The organism is Enterococcus sp. AZ196 (assembly GCF_050498845.1).
Lineage (GTDB): Bacteria > Bacillota > Bacilli > Lactobacillales > Enterococcaceae > Enterococcus_A > Enterococcus_A murrayae.
In genome coordinates, this window is sequence record NZ_JBIPAM010000001.1 from 141,387 (window position 1) to 165,924 (window position 24,538).

Annotated in this window: 16 protein-coding genes; all 16 read left to right on the forward strand. The window is 34.5% G+C overall.

Features of this window, described 5'->3' with window-relative positions; translation table 11 throughout:
• Positions 1 to 2 precede the first annotated feature (2 nt).
• Positions 3 to 1,208: an ABC transporter ATP-binding protein gene (locus tag IGI67_RS00705; RefSeq protein WP_429956446.1), complete on the forward strand. Its 1,206-nt coding sequence runs from the start codon at positions 3 to 5 to the stop codon at positions 1,206 to 1,208.
• 2 nt (positions 1,209 to 1,210) lie between these two features.
• Positions 1,211 to 4,372 (forward strand): glycosyltransferase, encoded by a 3,162-nt coding sequence (locus tag IGI67_RS00710; protein WP_429956447.1) that lies wholly within the window; start codon positions 1,211 to 1,213, stop codon positions 4,370 to 4,372.
• 4 nt (positions 4,373 to 4,376) lie between these two features.
• On the forward strand, positions 4,377 to 6,521 hold the full coding sequence (locus IGI67_RS00715) for a glycosyltransferase family 2 protein (RefSeq protein WP_429956448.1): 2,145 nt from the start codon (positions 4,377 to 4,379) through the stop codon (positions 6,519 to 6,521).
• A gap of 103 nt (positions 6,522 to 6,624) precedes the next feature.
• Positions 6,625 to 9,609: an LTA synthase family protein gene (locus tag IGI67_RS00720; protein ID WP_429956449.1), complete on the forward strand. Its 2,985-nt coding sequence runs from the start codon at positions 6,625 to 6,627 to the stop codon at positions 9,607 to 9,609.
• A gap of 317 nt (positions 9,610 to 9,926) precedes the next feature.
• Complete coding sequence (locus tag IGI67_RS00725) at positions 9,927 to 12,533, forward strand: hypothetical protein (RefSeq protein ID WP_207108603.1); 2,607 nt, start codon at positions 9,927 to 9,929, stop codon at positions 12,531 to 12,533.
• Between the two features lie 202 nt (positions 12,534 to 12,735).
• Positions 12,736 to 14,127, forward strand: coding sequence for a sugar transferase (locus tag IGI67_RS00730; RefSeq protein WP_207110031.1), 1,392 nt, complete (start codon positions 12,736 to 12,738; stop codon positions 14,125 to 14,127).
• Between the two features lie 14 nt (positions 14,128 to 14,141).
• Entirely contained in the window at positions 14,142 to 14,966 is an 825-nt protein-coding gene (locus tag IGI67_RS00735; RefSeq protein ID WP_207110032.1) for a glycosyltransferase, read from the forward strand.
• A 21-nt stretch (positions 14,967 to 14,987) separates the two neighbouring features.
• A complete protein-coding gene (locus tag IGI67_RS00740; protein WP_207110033.1) occupies positions 14,988 to 15,860 on the forward strand; it encodes a LicD family protein in 873 nt (290 codons plus the stop codon).
• Positions 15,861 to 16,562 (forward strand): IspD/TarI family cytidylyltransferase, encoded by a 702-nt coding sequence (locus IGI67_RS00745; protein WP_207110034.1) that lies wholly within the window; start codon positions 15,861 to 15,863, stop codon positions 16,560 to 16,562.
• A 10-nt stretch (positions 16,563 to 16,572) separates the two neighbouring features.
• On the forward strand, positions 16,573 to 17,628 hold the full coding sequence (locus tag IGI67_RS00750) for an NAD-dependent epimerase/dehydratase family protein (protein ID WP_207110035.1): 1,056 nt from the start codon (positions 16,573 to 16,575) through the stop codon (positions 17,626 to 17,628).
• A complete protein-coding gene (locus IGI67_RS00755) occupies positions 17,628 to 18,584 on the forward strand; it encodes a glycosyltransferase family 2 protein (protein WP_207110036.1) in 957 nt (318 codons plus the stop codon). The genes IGI67_RS00750 and IGI67_RS00755 overlap by 1 nt, the downstream gene beginning before the upstream one ends.
• 10 nt (positions 18,585 to 18,594) lie before the next feature.
• On the forward strand, positions 18,595 to 19,422 hold the full coding sequence (locus tag IGI67_RS00760) for a LicD family protein (RefSeq protein WP_207110037.1): 828 nt from the start codon (positions 18,595 to 18,597) through the stop codon (positions 19,420 to 19,422).
• A 32-nt stretch (positions 19,423 to 19,454) separates the two neighbouring features.
• Positions 19,455 to 20,867: an O-antigen ligase family protein gene (locus tag IGI67_RS00765; protein ID WP_207110038.1), complete on the forward strand. Its 1,413-nt coding sequence runs from the start codon at positions 19,455 to 19,457 to the stop codon at positions 20,865 to 20,867.
• Positions 20,854 to 22,401, forward strand: a complete 1,548-nt coding sequence (locus IGI67_RS00770; RefSeq protein ID WP_429956450.1) for a lipopolysaccharide biosynthesis protein — start codon at positions 20,854 to 20,856, stop codon at positions 22,399 to 22,401. Before IGI67_RS00765 ends, IGI67_RS00770 begins: the two co-directional genes overlap by 14 nt.
• The gene (locus IGI67_RS00775; protein ID WP_207109779.1) at positions 22,398 to 23,549 is read left to right on the forward strand and encodes a glycosyltransferase; all 1,152 of its coding nucleotides are present in this window, start codon (positions 22,398 to 22,400) and stop codon (positions 23,547 to 23,549) included. The genes IGI67_RS00770 and IGI67_RS00775 overlap by 4 nt, the downstream gene beginning before the upstream one ends.
• Entirely contained in the window at positions 23,527 to 24,492 is a 966-nt protein-coding gene (locus tag IGI67_RS00780) for an NAD-dependent epimerase/dehydratase family protein (RefSeq protein ID WP_429956451.1), read from the forward strand. The genes IGI67_RS00775 and IGI67_RS00780 overlap by 23 nt, the downstream gene beginning before the upstream one ends.
• Positions 24,493 to 24,538 lie beyond the last annotated feature (46 nt).

Below are 24,538 nucleotides of genomic sequence, written 5' to 3' on the forward strand. Positions count from 1 at the left end.
AAATGACTGAAACAGTAATTGAAATCAACCACTTAACAAAGAAATATGATATGTATAAAAAGCCTTCTGATCGATTGAAGGAAGCGTTAAGTCCTACTAGAAAGGTTTATCATGAAGTCTTTTACGCGTTGAACGATGTAAATGTGCAAGTGAAAAAAGGCGAAATGATCGGTTTTATCGGAGAGAACGGTTCAGGAAAATCAACGATCTTGAAGATCATTACTGGAGTACTGACTCCTTCAGAAGGTGAAGTGAAGATCGAAGGAAATATCGCGGCACTTCTAGAGCTTGGCTCAGGATTCAATCCTGAATACAGCGGTTATGAGAATATTTTCCTCAATGGGATGGTTTTAGGCTTCTCTCGTGAAGAGATGGCCGATAAAGTCGACGACATTATTAATTTCGCTGATATCGGCGATCATTTGTATCAACCTGTCAAAACGTATTCAAGCGGGATGTTCGTGCGTTTGGCGTTTGCTGTGGCGATCAATGTGGATCCTGATATCCTGATTGTCGATGAAGCATTGGCAGTTGGGGACTTGGAATTCCAACTGAAATGTATGGAAAAATTCACCGAACTGCGTAATGCCGGCAAAACGATTTTATTTGTTTCCCATGATGTGAATGCGGTTCGCCGTTTCTGTGACCGAGTTTATTGGTTGAAAAATGGTGTTGTTGAAGCAGAAGGTGAAACAATGGAAATCACGGAGACCTATGAAAACTTTTTAAAGAAGAAGTCTCTGAAAACAGTTGACCGGGAAAATTCTTCGTCGGAGGATTTTTCTGCTTATGATATTGTGGAAGTCAATTCTGCTGAATTATTGGATGGTGATCTGCAGCCGCTGGAAATCGTTGAACAGGATAGTAGGGTCGTTATCAAGGTGACGTATAACGTGAAAGACGATTCCATCAAGAAGCCTGTTCTAGGTGTGGCTATTCGTACAGTAGATAATAATTACGTTTGCGGACTGAATACATTATTGGATGAAGAATCGATTCCCTGGAAAAAGGGCGAGAATAGCTTCTATTTGGAATATGAAAAAATGGCACTTCTAGGCGGCGAGTATTATTTTGACGTAGCCCTTTTTGAAGAAAATGCAACGGTGCCGCTGGTTTATAAAACAAGATATTTGACCATGTTCATCTCTGGAAAATATGTCGGCGAAGGCATCGTCGTTTTGGATCATAAGTGGAAGGATACGATTTAATTATGAAGTATGATTTTGATTTGTCGCTTGAAGAGCATACGAGTGTGGGGAAAATCATCAGCCAGATCACTGAAGGTTCTTCTGTTTTAGAATTCGGTCCTGGCAATGGTCGGATGACTCAATATTTGATCAATGAAAAAAAATGTGAAGTATCGATCGTTGAATTTGATTCGGTCTTATTTGAGCACGTCATGGGCTTTGCCCAGGACGGCTTTTTAGGAAACATCGAAGAGTATAAATGGAAGGATCATTTCGCAGAGAAGAAATTTGACTTTATTATATTTGCGGATGTCTTGGAGCATTTGACGGATTCAGAAAAGGCGTTGCAGGAGGCAAGCAAATTCTTAGCGCCAAATGGAGAGATTTTGCTGACCTTTCCCAACCTGGCACATAATTCTGTCTTGATTGATCTTTTTAACAATAAGTTAGATTGGAAGCAATATGGTTTGCTAGATCGGACGCACAATAGTTTTTATACGCAGCATGGCTTTGAAGAATTGTTTAAGCGAATCGGATTATCTGTTCGCAGAGAAGATTTTACTTATTCACAGGTGGGGCAGAATGAGCTGTCGGCCAGTTATGAGGAACTTCCGGAAATGGTTCGTTATGACTTTAAAAAGCGTCCGTTTGGAGAAGTCTACCAGTATTTTTACGCACTGCGCAAAGAGCCCGTAGAACAACCGGAACGAGTAGAGCCGATCAATTCGAATTACAATAAACAAATGCAATTAGCGTATTTGATTGATGGCAAGTTTGAAATCGAACCTTACATTTTTAACAATCAAACAAATGAAAACAAAACAACGATTCATCAGGCGCCAGAAAATACAAAAAAATTACGTATCGTGGTGGGTAAGGTCCCTGCAGCAATTCAGCTGTCAGTTGTTGTTGATAATAAATTATTAGACATCAAGGAAACCAATGCTTCTTGGTATCAAGAAGATCTTTTTATGTTTCCTGATATTACAGAAGAGCCCTATGTAATTATTGATGGTGCTTTGGTAGCAGGCAAGACATTTACAGTAAATGTCAATGTATTAAACGAAGAAGAATTTTTCCCTTCAGAAGTTAAAGTAATGGAAGATGCTGCGAATGAGAAGAATAAAAATCGTTTGCTTACATTGAAATTGAATTACTTTGACAAGTATAATTATCAACTAAAAAATATTCCTTATGTGGAAGCAAGCACTGAAATAGAAGGAATCAAACTGATGATTGAATCAATTGAAAATAATGAATCTGAAAACGAAGCAATCATCAAGGGCTGGGGATTTTCAGAGAAAACTAAAATGCCATTAGAGTACTTGTTAGCTGAATCAGTGAATGAGCTTCAAGTTAACTCGATCTATCGTCCAGATGTCAATGAAGTTTTTGGAATCGACTCTACTGAAAAATTCGGTTTTATTTTAACTGCTAAAAATATGCAGGTAATAGATGACATAAAATTACTAGTAGTTGATGGCCCGCATCGAATTTATCCGATTGTGGCGAAAAATACGAAGGCAGCGAGTACCCCAGTAACTAGAAAAATTCGTCGTCTGCTTGGATCAATCAAGCGCAACGGGTTCGCTGGAGCAGTTAAGAACTATCAACGCTCGAAACAGCATAGTGCAAACTATGAAGAATGGATAACAAAAATCGAAGAATCAGCCCGCGAGCAACTAATCGAATCCTCAAAGGAACTCGCTTTCCAACCAAAAATTTCTTTGGTTGTGCCGGTATATAATGTTGATGAAAAATGGTTGCGTGCGTGTGTGAAATCACTGACGGATCAAATTTATCCTAATTGGGAGCTTTGTTTGTCAGATGATGCTTCGCCTAAGGCACACATAAAACCATTACTACAAGAACTGGCGGCAAAGGACGAACGGGTAAAAATCGTTCTTCGTGAAAAAAACGGACATATCTCAGAGGCGACTAATTCTGCGATAGCTATCGCAACAGGGGACTATATTGGGTTCTTAGACAATGATGATATTTTAGCGGATACAGCGTTATTGGCAGTAGTCAATGCATTGAACGAAGATCAAAGCCGTGAATTTATTTATACCGATGAAGACAAGTTGTCCATGAGCGGGAAACGGTTCGATCCATTTTTCAAACCTAATTGGAACGAAACATTATTATTGGGACACAATTATATTACGCATTTTGTCGTAGTGAAGCGCTCAATCGTGGACACAGTTGGCGGACTGCGAACAGAGTTTAACGGAAGTCAGGATTACGATTTTGTTTTACGGGCAACTGAAGCGGCAAAAGAGGTCTACCATATTCCGAATATCCTCTATCATTGGCGAACGATTGAAACATCCGTAGCGATGGATCCGCAAAGTAAAGAATATGCGTATGTAGCGGGACAAAATGCATTGCAAGCAGCTCTTGAGCGACGCAATCTTAACGGTGTCGTGACCATGACGAAAAATTATGGCGCCTATAAGATCGATTTCAACTATGAGACCGAACCAAAAGTTTCAATCGTTTTGATCGGGAAACCAAGCGAAAAACAGCTGAATGAACTTTTAGCTACTGAATGGAATGATTTTGAACTTTTAGCGAGTGAATCAGCAGTAACTGATGAACGTATTCGAATTTTTGCTGGTAAGGATGAAAATCAATTGGCCAAAGAGGCGACAGGTGATTTTGTTGTATTCTTAGCGGAAGAGTTGGTTCCGACAAACACTACTTGGCTAAAAGAAGCGATGAATTTTGTTCGCTTGCCAAAAGTAGGGGCCGTTGCAGGTAAGGTTATCAGTAAAGATGAAGCTATTCTAAATTGCGGTGTAATCATTGATCCGGCAAATGAGCGTGTCGTGTATGAACAGCAGGGATTATCCAATAAAACAATTGGAACTTATTTCCGTCCTGCGTTACCGCGAGAAATTTACACAGCGACTGAAGATGTATTGATTATTCGTAAGGACGAGTTTCTTTCTTTGGGCGGATTTGATATGGAGCTGCCAACTGAAATTAAGGGGATCGATTTCTCGATCCGATTAGCAAAGGAAAAGAAGAAACTGATTTTCGATCCGTACTTTGAAGTGCGTTATCCAGGTGACAATCATTTTAGTGTGAAAAAAGAAGCATATGATGCTTTGACTAACAAATATTCTCAAGAATTGAACGATCCATTGATCAATCCAAATCAATTCAGCATAGGAGGCTAATCCGATGGCAAAAAATGAACAAGTTTGCATTGATCAATGCAGGTTCAATCCAGAAACAAAGCAATTAGAGATTAAAGGCTGGGCGCTTGATCTTGATTCAAAGGAAGTACCAACGATCACTATTCCCTTGAAAAATGTGGTGAGCAAAAAAATTGAATGGACTCCTCGTTCAGATGTTGCTGCCGCTCATAAAACAAGTGCCAGCCTACAAATGGGCTTTAATTTAACTATTGAAGTAGAGCAGGCTGCCAAACAGGTGATGCTTGATTTTCATTTTGGCGATCATACGCAAAGCCTTAGCTTTGTACCGAATGAAAACATCAGTAAAGAACCTAAGCAACCGTCACAAATCCACACTTTATATGGCAAAGCTCGCAAAGGATTGGGTTACTTAAAACGTAATGGACTAAAGAACACTTTGCGTCGAATCAAATTGGAACAAAACAAGCAATCCGCTGAAAGCTATCAACAATGGATCGCTGAAAATGAAAACTGGAATGCGGCTGCAATCAAAGCTGAAATCGCAGCATTTGATTACCAGCCAGTAATCTCGATTTTGATGCCGGTTTATAATGTTGAGGAAAAATGGCTGGCTAAATGCATCGAATCCGTTCAAAATCAATTTTATCCAAATTGGGAGCTATGTATGGCTGACGATCATTCCACTGATACGACTGTAAGGCCGTTATTAGAAAAATATGCAGCCCAAGACTCTCGCATCAAACTCGTTTTCCGTTCTGAAAACGGCCATATTTCTAAAGCAACCAATTCGGCATTAGAGGTCGCAACGGGAGAATTCGTCGCGCTGCTGGATAACGATGATGAGTTGGCACCAATTGCTTTGTATGAAGTAGCAAAATGTCTAAATAAGAACGCTGATTTAGATTTGATTTACAGCGATGAAGATAAAATAGATATGGCCGGCAAACGATTTGATCCAGCCTTTAAGCCTGATTGGTCGCCGGATTTATTATTAGGAACGAACTATATTTCTCACTTAGGAGTCTATCGACGTTCGATCATGGAAAAAATTGGCGGCTTCCGTGTCGGTTATGAAGGTTCTCAGGACTATGATTTGGTTTTACGATTCACTGAACAAACCACAGCTGAGCGGATTGCACATATTCCACAAATTCTATATTATTGGCGGATCTTACCAAGCTCAACGGCCGCCGACCAGTCAACGAAGAGCTATGCATTCGATGCTGGATTAAAAGCTGTACAGGATGCAATTGATCGTCGTGGAATTAAAGCAACTGTCAACCATGCAGCAGGTAACGGCTTGTATGATGTGGACTATCAAGTTCTTTCGGAAGACCTAGTCAGTGTGATTATCCCTACACGCAACGGCTATGACGATGTAAAACGTTGTGTTGATTCAATTATTGAGAAAACGACCTATACAAATTATGAAATCATCATGGCAGATAACGGCAGTGATCAGCCTGAAATGCAAGAGCTCTATACAGGTTATAAAAAGCAGTTCGGTGAAAAATTTGTCGTGGAATCCATCGATATTCCTTTCAACTATTCTCGCATCAATAATCTGGCTGCTAAGGTAGCTAAAGGAAAATATCTCTTGTTCTTGAACAACGATACCGAAGTCATCACGCCAGAGTGGATGACCAAGATGGTCTCATTCGCCCAATTTGAACGAATCGGCTGTGTCGGTGCGAAATTATATTATCCAAATAATACGATTCAGCATGCTGGGGTGATTCTAGGAATGGGCGGAGCCGCAGGTCATGGGCATCATACTTTCCCACGAGGCGATTTTGGATATTTTGGGAAACTAGAAATAAATGTCGATTATTTAGCAGTTACTGCTGCTTGTATGATGATCCGAGCAAAAGACTTTGCAGAAATCGGCGGTTTCAACGAAGAACTGACTGTCGCCTTTAATGATGTTGACCTGTGCCTGAAAGAATACGAAAAAGGTCATAACAATGTATGGCTGCATGTCGCAGAATTGTATCATTTCGAATCTCAATCACGCGGATACGAAAACACGCCAGAAAAACAAGCCCGCTTCGAAAAAGAGACTAAGTATATGGAAGAGACATGGGCGAGCTATATTGAGAATGATCCGTTCTATAATCCTAATTTAACTAGGGTCGGGGGAGATTTTTCGGTGCGTATAGGCAAGTAGCTTTTCAGCTACTTGTCTGGTTTTATATAAAAAGGTTGTGAGTGTGCTTGTATTTAGAATTTTTGATTAAAATAATGGCTATTAAAAAAGGTGAATAAAATAGATGAAAACGAAAAAAGCAAATAGGTATGGGATTATAACGATTTTTTTCGCGAGCGTATTTATGATAATCCAACGGGTTCTCATCACAGCTACGGTTGTTCCTGAATATGCTCAAAACCCAACTAGATTTTATATATACAATATTCTTCTTGCGCTTACGGCTGTGGGGGGAAACCTTTTAGCGTTGTATATGGGCTATTATGCCAACGAAAACGTGAAAAAGAATTTCATTAGTCCACTTGGTAGAATGTATTTAATGTATGTGCTGCTTGCATTAATAATAAATATCTTCTGTTTATCTGTAAATATAAGAGATTACTGGATAATTTTATTTCCTATAAGTCAAAATTTGTTTGGCTTCGCGGTATCATTTCTATTTGTATTTGCCTCGAGTCCATTAATAGTTACACATTTAAATAAATTTCAAAATTCAAATATAAAAAAATGTTTTACACTTCTATCCATTTTTTTTGTGGTTTTACCAACAATGTTTGGAAAAGATATTTTTAGCTTTTCAGGAGGCGATAATATATTATGGGTAGCTTATCTATTCTTAATGGGTTACGTTATTCGACGATTCAATATAGTAAGTAGATTTCGATATCGATTTATGCATTTTATTTTGAGTGGATTTTTTCTTTCGTTATTAGTGATTCTTATGACTAAGGTTTCTATGCATGTACATCTGGATGTTAGTACAGCAAATAGATTTAGTGTTCCATGGTCGATTTTTTCAGTTTATTATTCAGTATTATTATTTATTTGTATTGAAAGATATAATGCTAGGATAGGTTCCTTTAAATCTAGTTTTAAAACTATTTCAATCTTTCTAGTGGCCACTCAAGTTGCTACTAACTGGCAAGTGCTTATTAACAAGATCTCTGAAAAATATAAAATCGCTTTCCCTGACTCGGCTTTTGAATGGTCAAAAAGAATTCTTTTGATAATAGGTATTTACTTCAGTGTATGTATTGTTTTAGCCCTTGTAATTTGTCTGGTGCAAAAGTTCGCTATATATAAGTGGATAGAAAGAAAGCTTGTTTTTAATTCCTGGTTTCAATTGATTGACAAACTATTGAAAATTAAAGACTGGATATATGCTAATTCCAGACTTATATTATCAGCAGTTTTTTACTACTTTTTTACTGCTTTGCAAATATTTTTACTATCAGATTATCGTACTAAAGATAGAGCAATTTCAGCAGTTCTAACAATATTTACTCAAAGACAAGCGCAACTCTTTTTGAATGTTATTATCATAACGGCATTTCTATTGTTAATATTTTTAATAACTAAGCGTTTTTGGTATGCTTTTACATTTACTCTGATAATCGATTTATTATTGACCGTTTCAACAGTAATAAAAGTGAAATTGAGAATGGAACCTATTCTACCTTCCGATTTACTTTTTTTGTCAAATATTAGCGAAATACTAAGTATGATTAGCCCTATAATTGTTATAGTATTAGTGTTTATTTTAATGATATTAGCAATTTCCACTTTTATTTTGCAACATCGAGCAAATAAATTTTATAACTTGAAAATTAGTGTTAAAAAGCGTTTATTATGGATTTTTATGTTGCTATTTCTTTTTTCTGGATTGTTTTGGGTAAACCATCAAGACTCCCCTTCTAATTTATTATTTAGATTCTTTAAAGTAGATAGTCAGTTTTATAACCAGAGGAAAGGAGCTATGATCAATGGGCCGCTAATCCAATTTATAAATAATATTGATGTAAAAATAATGGACAGACCCAAAGAATATTCTGAAGAAAAAATTAAAAGTATTATGAAAAAATATGATAAAGAAGCTACTCAGATGAATGAGAGTCGTAAAGAATGGGCCCAAGATCAAACTGTAGTATTTGTGTTAAGTGAGAGCTTTAGCGATCCATCAAGATTGCCAAATATTAAATTGAGTCGTGATCCGATTCCTTTTGTTAACAGTCTTTCATCGAAAACGACATCTGGATTAATGTTATCATCTGCCTATGGTGGTGGTACAGCAAATATGGAATGGCAATCATTAACGGGGATGGATATGAGCAATTTAGACGCTACACTACCTACACCATATACTCAGTTAGTAAATAAACAGAAAGTTGCCCCGAGTTTTTTAAATTTATTTGATGAGTCATCTGCCATACATCCTTATTGGGGAACACTTTATAATCGAATGAATGTTTTCAAGAAGTTTGGATTTGATACTTTTCGTTATTTAGAAAGTCCTGATGGATTTAAACACTTAGAAACAATTGGTAATAATCCGTATGTTTCTGATGAGGCTTCTTATAATGAGACCCTGGATAAAATTAAAAAAAATGAAAATAGGACGCAATTTATTCAGCTTTCAACTATGCAAAATCATATGCCTTACGATAATTATTATGAAGAAAATGATTTTGATTACGACGGGGATATAGTCACAGATAGTACTGGAAATACTATGAGAACATATTTGAAAGGTTTAAATCTTTCTGATCAGGCATTAGAAAAATTTATATTAGAAATTGATAATATACAAAAGCCAATTACGCTGTTATGGTATGGTGATCATTTACCTGGAATTTACAAAGAAGACGAATTCACTAAATATCCTTACAATTATCGAGAGACAAATTTTTTTGTTTATAATAATAAGTATATGGATAATAATCAAAAGAATGAAAAATATTCTCTTGTATCTCCTTACGTATTTCCTTCACTTGCTTTGGAGCAAGCTCAATTAAAAGTAACACCATTTTATGCATTGTTGACAGAGGTTTTAAATAATATTCCCGCAACAACAAATGATCCCAATTCGAGTAGTCAAAACGTTTATAATGGTCAAAGAAAATTTGTTGATCAGAACAATAAGGTGTTGAAGGAAAGCCAACTTTCCGAAGAACAAAAAGAAATAATAAAGGAATATATGTTGATTCAATACGATTTAATTGCTGGAAAACAATATTCTGCTAAATGGGCAATGAAAAGAGCATCAGAATAATTTTTATAGCATTTAACATTTTATTGTTTTAATGCAAAAAAATATCAATGCATTTCATTTTTATTTTAAAAAACTAGACTCGAACCTAGTTACTATTAAAACAGTTAATTTTATTGACTTTTTTTGCTTTTTTGAAACCAATCTATATGTTTGTTATGATAAAATGATTAAAAAAGTCAGGAGGGTTGTTAAGTAATCTATAGATTACTTAACGTTTGGTTATGAAAATAAAAAAAGTATTTTTGATATCTTATTTGTCAGTCATTTTGTGTCTTCCTTTATTAGGATTTACGTATTCTACTGAGGAATCCTCATCAGTGATGGAGTCTTCAACAAGCTCTCTTGAAACAAGAATTAGTAGTACCTTTAGCAGTGTTGATTCAAAGGTACAATCAAAAGAAAATTCAATAAATACAATTGAAAGTACGACCGTATCGTCTGATCAGAGTGTAGATTCTTCATCGGTAACTGAAGAATCAATTATTAAGAAGACTGTGTCTAATAACAATGAACCTATTGGAGGAAATTTTTTTGTTTCTATTATGAATAGAGATTATGTGCTGTTGGATAAATCGAATGGTAATGTAATCGATGATAATAAGGAAAATTATCAAAAGACTTTTGCTGCTCGAGAGGCTATTCATGATGGAACAAAATATTATTTATTATCAACGTTTGAAAGCGAACTTGGGTTAATCGATCCTAACAGTACTGAAAAAGCAGTAGGAGAACAAGGAAAATTATTTCCAGAAGAAAATGTTTATGGGAGCATTGTTTCAGATACGTCGGAATTATTGACCTCAGATTTTGAAGAGAATGGTACTACTGAAGAATTAATGGATCGAACATTTGAAATCGAAGGCTTTTATAATCATTTTGATGGAACGAAATATTATTCATTGAAGGATTCATCAGATCAACCAATTGGTGTTGTGAATGCTGCGGCTATCGAAAAAAGTAGCGATAAAGCAGGCAAAAAGCATCCGGTAAACGACTATTATTCTATTGTTAAGAACGATCATAAAATTTGGGAAAAGCCTGGTCTTGAAGAAATTGGATCGACCACTTCTATTTTTGAAAGGACTTTCAATGTTAAAGAATGGTACTATCATTATGAAGGTAAAAAGTATTTTGCTATTTATGATAATGGTGGAACATTTAAAGGCTTTGTTGGAGGAGATGCAATCCAAAAAGCTAGTAATCCTGGTGGAATCTGGTATGATACAAATGAATATGTGACCGTTACAAAAGATAGTTTGACAATTTGGAAAGATTTCGATTTTAAAAATGGAAACTCAACAAAAAGCATGTATCAACGAACTTATCGTGTGACAGGGTATTATAATCATTTCAATGGCTCGAAATACGTATCTGTCTATGATAATAAAGGAGTTTGGCAAGGCTATTTGAGAGCCGACTATGTGGATACATTTAACACGCCTGGTGGAAAATGGAACAGTACGAATCAATATATCACTGTTACTAAAAACAATTGGACGATTTGGAAAGATTTCAATTTTAAAACCGGCAGTTCGACAAAGGGTTTGTGTCAACGAACCTATCGAGTAACTGGTTGGTACCGTCATTATAACGGTTCAAAATATCTATCTGTCTATGATAATAAAGGAGTTTGGCAAGGCTATTTGAATGAGGGTGGAGCAAAACTCGTAAACAATCCTGGGGGCAAATGGAACACCACCAATCAATATGTGACAATTACCAAAAACAATTGGACGATCTGGAAAGATTTCAATTTCAAAAATGGTAATTCAACGAAAAGTATGTATCAAAAGACGTATCGAGTAACAGGCTGGTATCGCCATTATAATGGATCAAAATATCTGTCAGTATATGATAATAAAGGAACCTGGCAAGGTTATCTAAACGAGGGCGGCGCACAGGTTGTAAATAATCCTGGGGGCAAATGGAACGCTACCAATCAATATGTGACAATTACCAAAAACAATTGGACGATCTGGAAAGATTTCAATTTCAAAAATGGTACTTCCACGAAAAGTATGTATCAAAAAACATATCGGGTAACAGGTTGGTACCGACATTTCAATGGAGCAAAGTATCTATCTTTATACGACAACAAAGGGAATTGGCAAGGTTATCTAAACGAGGGTGGGGCAGCGAAAGCTGGAGGCGCTCAAGGAACTGGATTTTCTACAAATAAATCGGTACTTGTAACCAAGAGCGGCTATTCTATTTGGGATAATTTTAATTGGAAAGAGAAAGCGAGAACGAATTCTCTGATTAATAAGACATATCAAGTCAAATGGTACTATAGACATATGAACGGTTCGACGTATTATTCACTATATGAGTCTAATGGTAAATGGTTTGGTTATGTAAATAGTGATGCTGTCAGAGAGCGAAGAGGCGTATCTCATTATCTTGGAAATTCTCGCCAAAGCGTCATTAATGAATTATCTGCCCATCAAAATGACCGTTTCTACCTGGGCACACCGTATCGTGGCTTATCTTCAAGCAATCCTGAACCCTTTTTAAGCCCTTATGGCGCACCTAATGGGTATGGACCAGGAATGAATTGTACGGGTTTTGTTGCATATGTAATGCGTAGAAGCGGTGGGAATCTAAACCGTATCTCTGGAATTACACAAGGTTGGGGCAGCTATGCTAATGCTTATAATTGGCGTGATGCACTAATGCGTAATACTGAATACTATACATTTGGTTCAGTAGACGCTTTGCTAAGAAGCGGTAAAGCTCAAAAAGGCGATATCATTTATTTTGATCCTGTGTGGACGGATATTAATTATGATTGTCATATTGGAATTTTTTGGGGAAATCGTTCTAACGAAAATAGAATATGGCATCAAGTATTAGCTGGAAATATGCAATCACATATTTTTTCAGGAACCCGATTTTCAAAAATTTATCTATTCCCACAAGACTAGAATGTAAAAATATACTTTCAAAACCTTGACTATTTAAAATAAATTGTATTATCGTCTTTAAAGAACAAAAAGCAGTAAAATCAATTGATTTTACTGCTTTTTGTTCTTTTCTTTTTTATTACTTTTTTTAGGAATACTACTCTTTTTTCGGCCTGTATGGTAAGATGTGTAATGGATTATTTCGTGGATTAGGAGTGTTTTTATGAATAAAAGTGGCGAATGGAGTGCCGCCCGTCGTATTTTTATCATTTTGATGGACGTGGTGGTTTACAATTTCTCTGTCTTTTTTAGTTTTTGGCTAAAATTTGGTGGAACCATTCCGGAAAGAAACTTTCAAACATTTGAAAGTTCCGCATTATTTATTTCGATTTTCTTTATCATATTAAATGTACTACTAGGAACATACGTTTTTTATAATCGAATTGTTAGTGATATTGTTTTTGTGACCGTCATTGGGCAATTTCTAATGTCTTTGGGGATTATGATCATCACCTTCGCTGGTCGCTGGTTTGCTTTTCCACGAACAGTAATTTTGATGTCATTCCTTCTAGGGACGATTTTACTGATTATTTATCGTACGATTATCTACAAATTGTACATGAGATTGAGTTCAGATAAAAAGGTAACAATCCTTGGTTTTGAGAAAGAAGTTGCACCGGCAATCCAAAACTTCAGTTCACAAAAGAATAACAAACATAAAGTACAGTCAGTTGTACTGGATCATTTTTATGATAATTTAGTTAAGATTATTGATGACGTAGATATTGTTTACTTAGCATCGGAAATTGAAGAAGCTGAGAAGATTAAAGTGTATCAACTTGTTACCAAAAAAGAAAAAAAACTATTTCTAAATACCACTTTCGAAAATTTGGTGACGATCAATCCTAATATCATGAATTTTGAAGATGAAAGCATTATTGAATCATCAGGATTTAAAATTCCTTCTGAAGATGCAATGCTTAAGCGAGTATTTGATATCTTAGTTTCGTTTATTTTATTAATCATTGCGTCTCCATTTATGTTGATTACTGCGATTCTAGTAAAAGCAACTTCACCAGGTCCTATTATTTATAAGCAAGTACGAATCACACAAGATCAAAAAGAATTTCCAATTTATAAATTCCGTTCAATGAGTGCAACAGCGGAGTCTAAGTCAGGTCCCGTTCTGGCTAAAAGCAATGATGCACGAGTGACACCTGTAGGTAAATTTATTCGTGCGGTTCGTTTTGATGAATTGCCTCAATTAATTAATGTTTTAAAAGGAGATATGTCGATCATTGGTCCACGTCCGGAGCGACCTTTCTTTGTTGAGCAATTCAATCAGGAGAATCCTTACTATTATTTACGCCATAATGTACGTGCGGGTATCACTGGTTATGCGCAAGTTTATGGGAAATATGCTTCAGACTATAACAGTAAGTTGAAATTTGATTTGCTGTACATCAAAAAGTATTCCTTCATGTTGGATTTGAAAATCTTGTTGCAAACGATCAAGATTTTATTTGATAAGGTTTCTTCTCAAGGCCTGGAAGAAGATGAAATATGTACATCGTTAGATAAAATGGATTTTCCGAAAGAGAAGATCTTCAAATAAAAGGAGTGTCTTTTTTGGTTAGTGTAGATGTAAGTGTATTGATGTCAGTATATATAAAAGAACGGTCAGAATATTTTAGAAAGTCTTTGAAAAGTGTCTTTAATCAAACGACTTCCGTGAAGGAGATTGTTCTAGTTTTAGATGGACCAATTACCCCTGACTTACAGGCTGTGATTGATGACTATCAAAGGATCAATCACAGTATTATTAAATTAGTACCGCTAAGTGAAAATGTTGGGCTAGGGAAGGCTCTAGCTGTCGGGGTTGAAGCGTGTAGTTATGGTTTGATTGCCCGGATGGATACAGATGATATTATGTTGCCGACTAGAATTGAGAAACAGTATGCTGAGTTCAAGGAGAATCCTGGCCTAACCATTGTTGGTTCAAATATTGATGAGTTTTATGATACTCCTAGTGAAATTGTTGGTAGAAGAATCGTTCCTGAATCTTATGAAGAGATATGCAATTTTTCAAAGAAACGTAATCCTTTCAATCATATGACTGTAATGTTTAAAAAGTCAGCGATTTTAGATGTAGGTAATTATCAACCTATGATGGGGTTTGAAGATTACTATCTTTGGGTAAGGTTATTAAAAGCAGGCTATAAAGGGAAAAATATTCAAGAATCTTTGGTTCATGCGAGAACTGGAGAGGGCATGTATGCGCGCCGTGGAGGAAAAAAATACTTTGTAAATGGACTTAAGGGACGTAAGGCGATATATAAAGCAGGCCTCGGATCATTTTTCGACTATTTGATTTCTTGCTCTGCACACATTGTTGTAAGTCTTTTGCCGAACAGTCTCCGAGGAAAGTTGTATGAAAAAAAATTAAGAAATTAATCATCGAGAGAGAGAGCATATATGTACAGTAATGATGAGAAACTCAGAAAGATTCAGCAAACAACGTTGCAGATGTCCCAAATTATCTATGATTTTTGTCAAGAACATCATCTGTTGTGCTATTTTTGTGGTGGTGGTGTTATTGGGGCGATTCGAGAAGGTGGATTTGTACCGTGGGACGATGATTTGGATTTTTTTATGCCAAGAAAAGACTATGATCGCTTTTATCAGCTTTGGAAAAAGAGCTTCTGGAATGAGCGCTATCCAATATTACGGACTACGGAAACTTATGTGGATCATAATTTGTTTACAACGATCCGTGACAGTGAAACGACCTTTATTAAGACGTATCAGTCAGACTTAGACATTCCGCATGGAATCGCAATAGATATTTTTCCTTTGGATGTCGCGCCTGAGTCGACATTTAAACAAAAGATTCAAAAAATTTGGGCATTGATTTATTCTTTATACTGTAACCAAATCGTTCCGAAAAATCACGGAGGATTGATTGCTACGGGAAGTAGAATTTTGCTAAAACTTGTTCCCGGATCAAGGGCACGATATCGTATTTGGAGTTACGCTGAAAAGCAAATGAAAAGATATAATGAGACCCCCACATCTTTTGTTACTGAGTTATGCGTAGGTCCTAGATATATGGGGAATATCTATCATGCAGAGGATTTCTCAGTAAGTGTTGAAAAACCTTTTGAAAATACAGTTATGCCTTTGCCAATCGGCTATGACCGTTATTTGAAAAAAGTATTTGGAAATTACATGGAACGGCCACCTAAGGATAAACAAGTATCTATCCACGACTCAGTATTTATTGATCCAGATAATTCTTATAAAAAATACAAAGGCATCTACTATTTAACCAACAAGGAGGATAATTAAATGATTACAGCAGTGATTATTGCCGGCGGTGTCGGAAAAAGAATGGGGCAGGATATTCCAAAACAATTTATTACAATAGAAGGAAAACCAATTATTATTTATACACTAGAATCTTTTGAGCAGCACCCATTAGTTGATCGAGTTTTAGTAGTGTGTAAATCTGGTTGGGAAGAAACTCTTTGGGGATACATTAGAGAGTATGGATTGAAAAAAGTTCAATGGATCATTCCAGGCGGATCAAAAGGCCAAGAGTCAATCAATAATGGTGTTCAATTCTTAAAAGATTACTCTGAAGAAGATGATACGATCATTATTCATGATGGTATCCGTCCCTTAGTAGATGAAATCGTCTTGTCTGATGTTATTGTAAAGTGTCAAGAACACGGCAATGGCGTGACCTCATTACCTTATAATGAACAAATATTCTTAAAAGAAACTGAAGAAACAACGAAGCAATACATTGATCGTAATACATTACGTCGTGTTTCTACACCACAGGCTTATCAGTTTGGAAAACTAAGTTGGGCATATGACAAAGCAATCAAAGAAGACATTGGCATGACTGATTCTTCTTATACCAATACTATGATGGTGGAACTGGGAGAAACGTTGTATTTCGCAGCAGGATCTGACAAAAATATCAAGTTGACGACACAAGATGATTTAGAACTTTTCAAAGCTTATTTGAAAATGAAGGATTAGAGGTGGAAATGTGTTACTAGAAAATGAAACGTATCTTGCAGAATTAATCAAAGTCAATCAAGCTAAGAATGACTGGGATAAGATCGATAATCATTCTATTTTAGTTATCGGTGCGACTGGAATGATTGGTTCTTATATGATCGATGTTTTAATGATGAGAAATAAAAAATATCAATCCAATATCCACGTTTATGCAATGGGAAGAAGTCTTGATCGTTTAGAAAAACGGTTTTCTAAGTACTTGTCTTCAGAGTTTTTCCAGGTAGTAGAGGGAGATGTTACACAACCGATTCTATTTGAGAAAAAAATCGATTATATTTTTCATGGAGCTAGTAATACTCATCCAAGAGCCTATTCAACGGATCCAATTGGTACGATTATGACAAATTTAATGGGGACACAACAGGTGTTAGATTTTGCTGTGACCAATGAATCTAAACGTACAGTCTTTTTATCAACAGTTGAAATCTATGGTGAAAATCGTGGAGATGTAGAGAAATATGATGAAAGTTATTGTGGTTATATCGATTGCAATACCTTAAGAGCTGGTTATTCTGAAGGAAAACGAGCTAGTGAGAGTCTCTGCCAAGCCTATATTTCAAAGCATAATTTAGATGTCGTCATTCCAAGAATTTGCCGTACCTTTGGACCTACTATGCTGTTAAATGATTCCAAAGCCTCTTCGCAGTTCATTTTGAATGCTGTTAATAATGAGGATATCGTATTAAAAAGTGAAGGGACTCAATATTTTTCTTATGCTTACGTAGGAGATGTGGTTTATGCATTACTTTATCTGTTAGCGACTGGAGAAAACGGTGAGGCCTATAATATTGCTGTTTCAGAATTTGATTTGCATCTAAGAGATCTAGCTCAAGCATTAGCCAGTTTGAACCAAAAAGAGGTTATTTTTGATCTTCCTGATGAAGAAGAACGAAAAGGTTTTTCAACTGCAAGCCAAGCTATCTTGGATTATAGAAAAATTGCTGGAATTGGTTGGCAACCATTGTTCTCTTTAGAAGAAGCGTTAAAGAGTACTGTTGAGTTAATCAGAAATGAGCGAGTGTAATGTGTGAGATAAGTATTATTGTTCCAGTATATAATGTAGAGAAATACTTAAAAAAATGTGTAGATTCGATTTTAAATCAAACATTTAAAGACTTTGAGCTAATCCTAGTAGATGATGGATCACCAGATAATTCCGGCATGATTTGTGACGAATATGCTGAACAAGATTCTCGCGTCAGAGTCATACATAAGGAGAATGGCGGATTAAGTGATGCTAGAAATGCTGGGATTGACGTTGCAAAGGGGAAGTATATTGGTTTTGTAGATAGTGATGATTATATAGCTGAAGATATGTATGAGCTACTTTACAGAAATATTATAAAGGAAGATGCAGATCTATCGATTTGTGGAATATATGATGTATATCCAGGAAAAACTCTTAAAAAGAAAGAATTATTTTATAAAGTTTTAGATTCAATTGAAACCATGATTCTTATTTTTCATGGAAATAATATTTCTGTTCATGCGGTCAATAAATTATACAGAAGTCATTTGTTTTCTTCTATCAGATATCCTTTAGGCAAGTATCACGAAGATTCTTTTATAATAGTAGATATTATTGATTTGTGTAACAAAATAGTCATAGACTCCACTCAGAGTTATTATTACTATCATCGTGTAGGAAGTATAAATACGGAAAAATTTTCAGAAAGACAATTCGATTTCATTGAAGCATGGACTAAAAATGAGAAAAAAGTAATTGGTCGGAATAACGAATTAGACATTGCTGCACATCAGAGGGTGTGTTTTGCTTATTTTTTAGTTTTGGATAAAATTATAAAGAGTAATAGTGAGAATAACATTGCAGAGACAAAAAAAATTGTAAGTTTTCTTCGAAGAAACTATTTCTTCATCATCAGAAATTCTATTTTTACAGTTCAAAGAAAAGTATCTATGTCCTTGTTAATGTTTAGTGTTAAAATGTATAAATTAGTTACTACACTAAAAACAAGTTAAAGGTGAATACATGAAAAGAGAATTAACTATAGAAGAGATCCAAAAAATTAGCACTAAGATATTATTATATATAGATGAAGTATGTAGAGAAAATAATTTGAAATACTCTATTTTTTATGGTTCACTGATTGGAGTCGAACGACACAAAGGTTTTATTCCTTGGGATGATGACATTGATATTGTTATGAGAAGAAGAGACTATAATCAGCTAATCGATATTTTAAGCAAAAAGACTGAGTATTTATTGTTAAGTGGAAAAACTAGAAAAAACTATAGATATACGTTTGCTAAACTGGTTGATAAACATACTTATGCTAAAACAAAGCAATTATTTTCTGGTGAAGATAAGGATTTCGGTGTATTTGTTGATATTTTTCCAATCGATGGAATTCCAAGTAGTTCTGAAGAACGAGAGTTATTTCAAGAGAAATGTGAAAGCTTTAGGCTAAATATGATGGATACGATTGGATTATCATATGCTAGATCATACTCAAAATGGAAAGCAATTATTAAGTTGATAGTTCGATTTCCTCATCGTAGGACTCTGATGAAAATTGGAAATTACGATTATTGGAGAAATATGTATGAAATTGAGACTGTACAATATCCATTAGAAAAATCGGAATATTGTGGGTTCCTAGAATGGATACATATAAATTGGGGAGTTTTCCCTGTTAAATGGTTTGAAGAATATGAAGATGTTCTTTTTGAAGGACATAAAATAATGGCAATAAAACAGAGAGATTCTTTTCTTAAATTGCGGTATGGAAATTATATGTGTTTACCACCAGAAAACGAACGTTTTACACATCATCCTTACAAATTTTATTTGAAATAGTATATTTTGTTAAGATTTAGGAGAAAATGTTAATGGAAAAATTAAATGGTAAATTTATAAAGAATTTGGAAATCGTGTTCCTAATTTCTTGGGAAATACTTTTAATCATTAGGATGATTAGTGTATATTCATTATTACCTTACAACTTAGACACATTATTGTTTACAATTATAAGTTTTTTCGGAATCATTCTATTACTGAAAAACTTGATTCAATGGGTAAAACATGAGAGAAGTATAAATTTATACCTTTTCTTATTTTTATGTGCAAGTTTAATGTCCACTTTCATAAATGGGCCGAGTAATATTCTAGGAAATTTCAAAATATTGATCTGGCAATCGTTATACTGTCTTGTAGTTTTTGAAATAGGAAAAGAAAATAGAAAAAAAGTGTTTAGCATTTTTTCTTCAATCCTTAAAGTAAGTTGGTTCATATTAATATTTATTTCAATAATTATGTTCTTCTTAAAATTTAGTTTTGTTGCTCCTCTTGAAAAGCTCTATTATGGATTACGTATTGGTTTTGTTGAAAATCGACTTTTTGGTGTCTTTGTTGAGCCTAACTTAGCTGCTACTGTGTCATTTGTTGTAGTGTTACTTTCTCTCTCTACAATAAAAAAAAATGAAACTACTATCAGCAGAATATTTCCAATAGTAAATATTATTTTTCAAATAATCTTTATTTCCTTATCGGGTTCAAGAACAGTTCTAATTGAAATTATTGCTTGTACATTCATTGGTTGTTTCTTTTTAACTATAAAAAGATCGAAACAAATGACTAGCATAATGAAAGGCATTTGTACCTCATTGATACTTACTGCGACGTTTTTATTCGGTTTATCAGTAATTCAAAAAGCTTGCATAACTATTGCTAATCAGTATGAGGTACCATCGATTACTAGTTCTTTTGATAAGAAAAAGCTAAATGATAATAAGGTTGATAAAGCGGTTTCATTAGATAGAAAAGATGTTGAAGATAACTCTGATATTTCGAATAGCAGATTTAAGCTGTGGGGAAGTGCATATGAAATTTTTAAAGATACTCCAATATTCGGCACTTCACCAAGAGGATTAGTTCCTTATGCTCAAAAAAACCTACCTCATACATGGATAGCTCATAAAGGTCAGACACCACATAATATGTTCTTTTATTCGCTAGCATCTATTGGTTTATTAGGGACAATCCCGTTATTTTTATTCCTATTATTAAGTATATTTAGAACCTTAAAGAACCTTTGGAATGCTATAGAAATTAACTATTCACAGTATCTTACAGATGCTTTAATTGTTTTGGCAGTTTTGATTAGTGGATTATTGGCTCCAGATTTAATTTTTTATAATAAATTCGGATCATTACTCTTTTGGTTGTTCTGGGGTGCAATAAGTTTGACAAAAAAAGATATTATATTAAATAAGAAAAGTAGTGGTTTTATTGAAGAAAAATAGATTACAGTATTCATTACTAAATTCCTCGATTTCAACTATAATTTATGTCTTTCGCTTAATACTGCAATTTGTAGTTAGAACTTATTTTATAAAGTTCTTAGGTGCTGAGTATTTGGGTTTGAATGGTTTGTTTACAAATATCTTGAGTATTTTGTCATTAGCAGAGTTAGGGATCGGTACTTCAATAGTTTATTCAATGTATAAACCCTTAGCAGATGAAAACAGACAGAAGATCAGGTCACTGATGCAACTTTATAAAAAGGCCTATAATTATATTGGTTTATTGGTCGGATTGATTGGAATATGCATCATCCCATTTTTAAAATATATGATCAAAAGTGATCTTTCTATAAATGAGATTTATATTATTTATATTCTCTTTTTACTCAATTCTGTTGTCAGTTATTTTTTTACTTACAAAAGATCATTAATCATTGCGGATCAAAGATCATATATAGTCTCATTAAACGATTTTATTTTTTTGTTAATCACAAACATAATTCAAATAGCTGTTCTATATCTGTACCCAAACTTTATTGTCTATCTAAGCATTCAAATATTTTTCACTTTTTTGACTAACTTGAATATTTCAAGGAAAACTGATAAGGATTACCCTTATCTCAAAGAAGACATACATGAAAAATTAGAACCTGAGACAATTAGTGAAATCAAGAAGAACGTCATAGGCAATGTTTCATCAAAAATTGGTGGCGTAGTGGTAATGGGGACAGATAATATTCTAATTTCTACTTTTGTTAGTCTTACGGCTGTCGGAATTTATTCAAACTATCTACTATTAGTTAACAGTGTTCAAAATTTGTGTAAGCAAGTGACTAACTCAATAACTGCTAGTATTGGTAATTTTGCTGCGACAACCTCTAAGGATAAGGGATTTGAACTTTTCAAGAGGCATCTTTTTGTAAATCATACATTGATTTTTTTCTCTTCAGTAGTTTTGTTAAATGTTCTGAACCCATTTATCAAGTTATGGCTAGGTCCCGATTTTTTACTATCTGATTTGAATAGTACATTAATTGTTTTTAATTTTATTATCCAAGTATATAGAAATACTGGTTTTGTATTTATTGAGTCTTATGGATTGTACTGGCATCAGAGAAAAAAACCAATCATAGAAGCAATAATGAATTTGGTAATTTCATTAGTTTTTCTTTCTGTGTTTAAATTAGGAATTGCCGGAGTTTTATTGGGAACAATTATTTCATCATTAGGATACGTTATTTGGTACGAGGCCTATATTGTTTTTAAGCATGCTTTTGATAAAAGTTTTTTTGAGTTTATAAAAATTATGCTTAACTATTTTCTTCAAATTGTATTGTCGTGGGGAGGCGCATCTTATTTTTCTAGAATAGCGTTGAGAGATGACGGCTCGGTTGTGGATGTAATTGTCTCAGTAATTGTCAGCCTAATAACTGGGATTATTGTTTATTTATCCCTAAATTTTAAACGCAAAGAGTTTAGATTTGTTGTTAGTATTGTGGGACAAATTTTGAATAAAATAAAGGGGAAATTATGAATATTTGTATAGTCGGACCGTCATTTGGGTATGGTGGAGCAAACATAGTTGCGGCAAATGTGGGAAAAAAATTAAGCGAAAACAATAAGGTTTATTTCGTTGGATTTAAATCAGACGCGAACTATACTAACATCCCTGAAGATCAAATGTACTATATTGGAAATGAAAAAAACAGATTCTTTAAATTATTTGTCAAGGCCAAAAAAGCGTCTGAATTATTGTTGAAAAAAGAAATTACACTTTCTAAATATTACAAAGACGAAATAGATAATTTGTGTAGAATTGTGAATCAAAACAGCATAGATTTAGTGATATTAAATTCTTTTGTCTCATCTACAATATTTTGTGTGGAGTTAAAGAAAAGACTAAATATTCCTGTTATTTCTTGGATGCATGAATCAGTTGAACATAGTTTTAATGATCTAGCAAAAAACTATCCTACAGCTTTTGAACAGGCTTTGGTACGTTCTGATGAGATTGTGTGTTTAACAAGAAATGATTCAAAGAAGTTTTTAACATTAAACAAAAAAACGAAAGTTATATATAATCCAGTAAATATTGACAAAAAGAAGATATCACAATTGGAAGATAAAGTTATCTCTTTCACTACTAGGTTGGATATTCAAATTAAAGGATTAGACTATTTGGTAGATATTGCACAAAAGTTACCTGATGATTGGCATGTGAGAGTAGCAGGACAAGGACGCGAAGATCAAATAAAGGATTTTAAGTCATTATTAGAAACCAAGGATAAAAAAAATAAAATTGAGTTTGTGGGATCATTATCTGGGAAAGAATTAGAAGAGCATTACAGGAAAAGCTCTATTTTTCTGTCAACTTCCAGAGTAGAAGCCTTACCATTGGTACTGATTGAAGCATTGTTTTTTGGTTTACCAATAGTTAGTTTTGAACATAGTGGAGCTGTTGAGATTCTGGATTCTGGAAAGTTTGGATGTCTTGTCAAAAAATATGATCTGGAAGAAATGACTGAGAAATTGAATAAGTTAATTCAAAATAGAGATTTGCGCGAGGAGTTTCAAAAAAAGTCTTTGGAAAGATCTGAAAGCTTTGATACAAGTCATATACTTAATCAATGGCAGAGTTTGATTGCAAATATAATCCAAAATGGAGGAGAAGAAGTTGATTAATTATCTTATCACCGGCGGCGCCGGTTTCATCGGTTCTACATTAGCCAACCACTTATCCAAGGAAAACAAAGTAATAGTACTGGATGACCTCTCAATGGGTAAAAAGGAGAATCTAGTGGTAAATCTAAATCTCGAGTTTATTGAAGGCTCAGTCACAGACAAAGATTTGATGACTGAAGTTCTTTCAAATAATAAATTTGACTATATTTTCCATCTAGCAGCAATCGCAAGTGTAGCAGACTCAGTAGAGCGTCCGGTTGAAACGCATCAAATTAATTTCGAAAGTGTTTTGATGATGTTAGAGTTAATCAGAAAATATCAAAAAGATTTGAAGCGATTGGTTTTCAGTTCATCGGCAGCAGTTTACGGAGATGAACCAACATTACCTAAGCATGAGGACTCGGTTATTCGACCTTTGACTCCTTACGCGGTAGACAAATTTGCTGCGGAGCAGTATGTGCTAGACTATAATCACCTTTATGGTATTAATACTAGTGCGGTACGCTTCTTTAATGTTTATGGACCAAATCAGAATCCAGAATCTCCTTATAGTGGAGTAATTTCAATTTTGGTTGATCGCTATAAGAAAATCCAAAAGGGTGAGGATACACATTTCACATTGTTTGGTGACGGCTCACAATCTCGTGATTTTGTTTTTATTGAAGATGTTATACAAGCTTTATTACTTGTAGCGAGTAAAGATGAGGCATTGGGTAGGCAATTTAATGTTGGAACGGGTAATGCGATTACACTGAATGAATTGATTGAAGTAATCGATGAAACATTAAATATTAATTTATCTGTAAAACACGAATCTGAAAGAGATGGAGATATTAAAGATTCTGTTGCCGATATTTCCAGATTAAAGAAATTAGGTTATAAACCTAATTTCAGTGTTCAAGAAGGTATGAAGAAATATTTAGCATCAGAAGAATTGTTTTAAAAAGTCGGAGCATATCCGACTTTTTTTTGGTATTATGGTAGATAGT